Genomic DNA, 2,859 nt, shown 5'->3' on the forward strand with positions numbered 1-2,859 from the left:
GGGTTCGGGGGCCGGCGCGCCATAGAGCCAGCCCTGGGCCATCTGGATGCCGGCCTCGCGCACCACGGCTTCCACCGCCGGGGTCTCGACCATTTCGGCGAGGGTGGCCACGCCCATTTCACGGCACAGCCGGGCCATCTGGGTCAGGAACGCAGCCCCGCGCAGGTCATGCTCCAGCTCCCGCACGAAGCTGCCGTCGATCTTGACCACATCGACCTTCAGGCGGCGCAGATAGGCCAGGGAGCTGGCGCCGGCGCCGAAGTCGTCCAGGCAGATCTCGCAACCCTCCTGCCGCAGGACCTGGAGATGGGCGTCGGCCACGGCCAGGTCGCTCACCACGACGCTCTCGGTCAGCTCGAACATCAGGCGGCCGCGGATGCGCGGCTCGGCGCGAATCTTGTCCCGCAGGTGCATGATGAATTCGGACTTCGACACCGAACGCCCGGAGAGGTTCACCGCGAGGTGGAGGTCCGGCGTCTTCACCAGCCGGGCGATGGCGCGGTCGGTCACCGCGGCGTCCAGGGCGCAGGCCAGGTCCATCTCCTCGGCCATGCGCACCATGGCGAAGGGGCCTTCGGAGCCCTGGAAGCGGACCAGGACCTCATGATGATGCAGGCGCGAGGGCGCGCCGAGGGTGACCACGGGCTGGAAGGCCAGGGCGAAATCGCCCCGGTCGATCCGGGCGCCCAGGGTGCTGACCTGGGTGAGGGTCCGCGCCAGGGCCTGTTCGAAGGCCGCGCCCAGGGTCTCAGCCGGGGGGCCGCCGGCAGGGTCTATGAAGTCGTCGATGGCGTAGCGCACGGCCTTCAGCATCTGGGCTGGCGGCACGTCGGCGCCCATGGCCACCGCATGGACGGTGGGATGCACCTCCAGCCGCGGATCGAGGTCCAGCAGGCGGGTGATGCGAGCCGCGAGTTCCTCCGGTGTTTCAGCGCCTTGCCTCAACAGGGCGTAGCGATCATCGCCCAGGTCCGCGGCCGCGCAGCCCGCGATGGACTCCGCCCGCAGGGTCGCCGCCAGGCGCGCCAGCATGGCGTCGCTCCGAGGAGGACCGACCCGCTCGGCCGCCGCCTTCAGGCCCGGCGTCTCCACCAGGGCAAGTTCCACGTCCAGGCCGCTGGTGCGGGCATGTTGCAGGAGCGCCGCCGCCGCGGTTTCGAAGCTCTTTCGGTCATGCAGGCCGTGCTTGCCCGAGGCCTGGGGCAGACCCGCGCGGCTCAAGGCGCAGGAAACGGCGCCTTCGTTGTCGGGCAGCCGCAGAGCGGTCAGGCTGACCGCCCGGGGGCCCTCCGTCACGGCGGCGGCCAGACGGACCACCACCGGACCCACCCGCTGGCCATCTCCGAGACGGCGCAGAACCGTGTTCAGCAGCTCCTGGTCCTCGCAGGCCACGAAGGCCGAGAGCTTGAGCCCTTCCAGGCTGCGATCCTGGGACCCCGCCAGGGCCTCGCCCGCGCCCAGGGCCAGGCTGATGGTCCCCTCCGGGTCGAGCTCGATCAGCAGATCGGCCGAGGCGAAGGCCAGTCCCAAGAGGCGTTTGGCGGTGAGGGGCACAAGGTTTCTCCTGTGTGTCGCCTCTTTTGACCACGCCCAAGCTTAAGGCGGCGTAAGGCTGCGCCCCATTTCGTTTGACAGGATGTCGCAGGCCCAGCTTCTGGATGCGAGCGCCGGCTGGCGTGTGGCGTGGGCGATGGAGACGGCGGGATGTTCGGATGGCTTCTGGCGGCGGCTGCGACGGCCGCGATCGGAGCGGCGTGCGATCTGGAGACGCCGCACGGCGGGGAGGGATGCCGTCGGGCCGACATCGACGCCCTGCGTGTCAACCAGATCCAGGCGGTGGGGACGCACAACTCCTACAAGCAGGCGATCGCTCCGGCGGAGATGGCCTTGCTGGCCGCCGCGGCGCCCGATATGGCCGCCAGCCTCGACTACGCCCACCTTTCTCTGACCGAGCAGCTGAACGGCGGCGCCCGCCAGTTGGAGATCGATGTGTTCTACGACCCCGAGGGGGGGCGCTATGCCCAGCCTCTGGGCCGGCGGCTGGCGCCGCAAGGGCCGGACTATGACGCCGCGCCCATGGCCGAGTCGGGCCTGAAGGTGATGCATGTGCAGGACATCGACTATCGCAGCCACTGCCCGCGCTTCATCGACTGCCTGGCGGAGATCGAGCGGTGGTCCGCAGCCCATCCCGACCACCTGCCTCTGCTGATCCTGCTCAACCTGAAGGAAGGCGACGCCCTTCCGGCCCCCGGCGCGGTTCGCCCCCTGCCGTTTGACGCCGCGGCCATGGACGCGGTGGACGCCGAGATTGGATCGGTCTTTCCCGCCGGAAGGCTGATCACGCCTGACCGGGTGCAGGGCGCCCATCCGACCCTGCGCGAGGCGGTGGCTCAAGGGGGCTGGCCAAGCCTGGCCGAGGCCCGGGGCCGCGTGATCTTCGCCCTCGACGCCCCGCGCCATCAGGTGGATCTCTATCGCGGGGCGCGGACCAATCTGGAGGGCCGGGCGGCCTTCGTGAATATCGAGGAGGATGAATCGGCCGCGGGCTACATCACCCTCAATGACCCCATCGCCCAGGCCGAACGGATCGCCGCGGCGGTGCGCGCGGGCCTGCTGGTGCGCACCCGGGCCGACGCCGATACGGTGGAGGCCCGCACCGGGGAGACCGCCCGGCGCGAAGCCGCCTTCGCCAGCGGCGCCCACTACGTCTCCACCGACTACATGACGCCAGATCCGCGCTTCAGCGATTTCCAGGTGATCCTGCCGGGCAGGGCCGCAGGCCGTCTCAATCCTCTTGGGGGTGAGGCGCCCTAGGAGCTGTGGACACTTAACGCAGCCATAGGACGATGGCGGCGAGTG

General features: G+C 70.3%; 2 protein-coding genes. One reads left to right on the plus strand and one right to left on the minus strand.

The genetic code is table 11. The annotated features are described in order from the left end of the window. A partial coding sequence (locus V7D28_RS14660) for an EAL domain-containing protein (RefSeq protein WP_333588124.1) occupies window positions 1-1,554 on the minus strand: 1,554 nt, incomplete at its 3' end. 150 nt (window positions 1,555-1,704) lie between these two features. Here V7D28_RS14660 and V7D28_RS14665 point away from each other — a divergent pair. Next, entirely contained in the window at window positions 1,705-2,814 is a 1,110-nt protein-coding gene (locus V7D28_RS14665) for a Ca2+-dependent phosphoinositide-specific phospholipase C (protein WP_333588125.1), read from the plus strand. Window positions 2,815-2,859: the final 45 nt, after the last annotated feature.

This window comes from Phenylobacterium sp., assembly GCF_036723115.1.
In the GTDB taxonomy this organism is placed as follows: Bacteria; Pseudomonadota; Alphaproteobacteria; order Caulobacterales; family Caulobacteraceae; genus Phenylobacterium.

Coding starts and splice junctions, on each gene's coding strand:
- V7D28_RS14665 (WP_333588125.1), top strand. CDS start 1,705: ATGTTCGGATGGCTTCTGGCGGCGGCTGCGACGGCCGCGATCGGAGCG.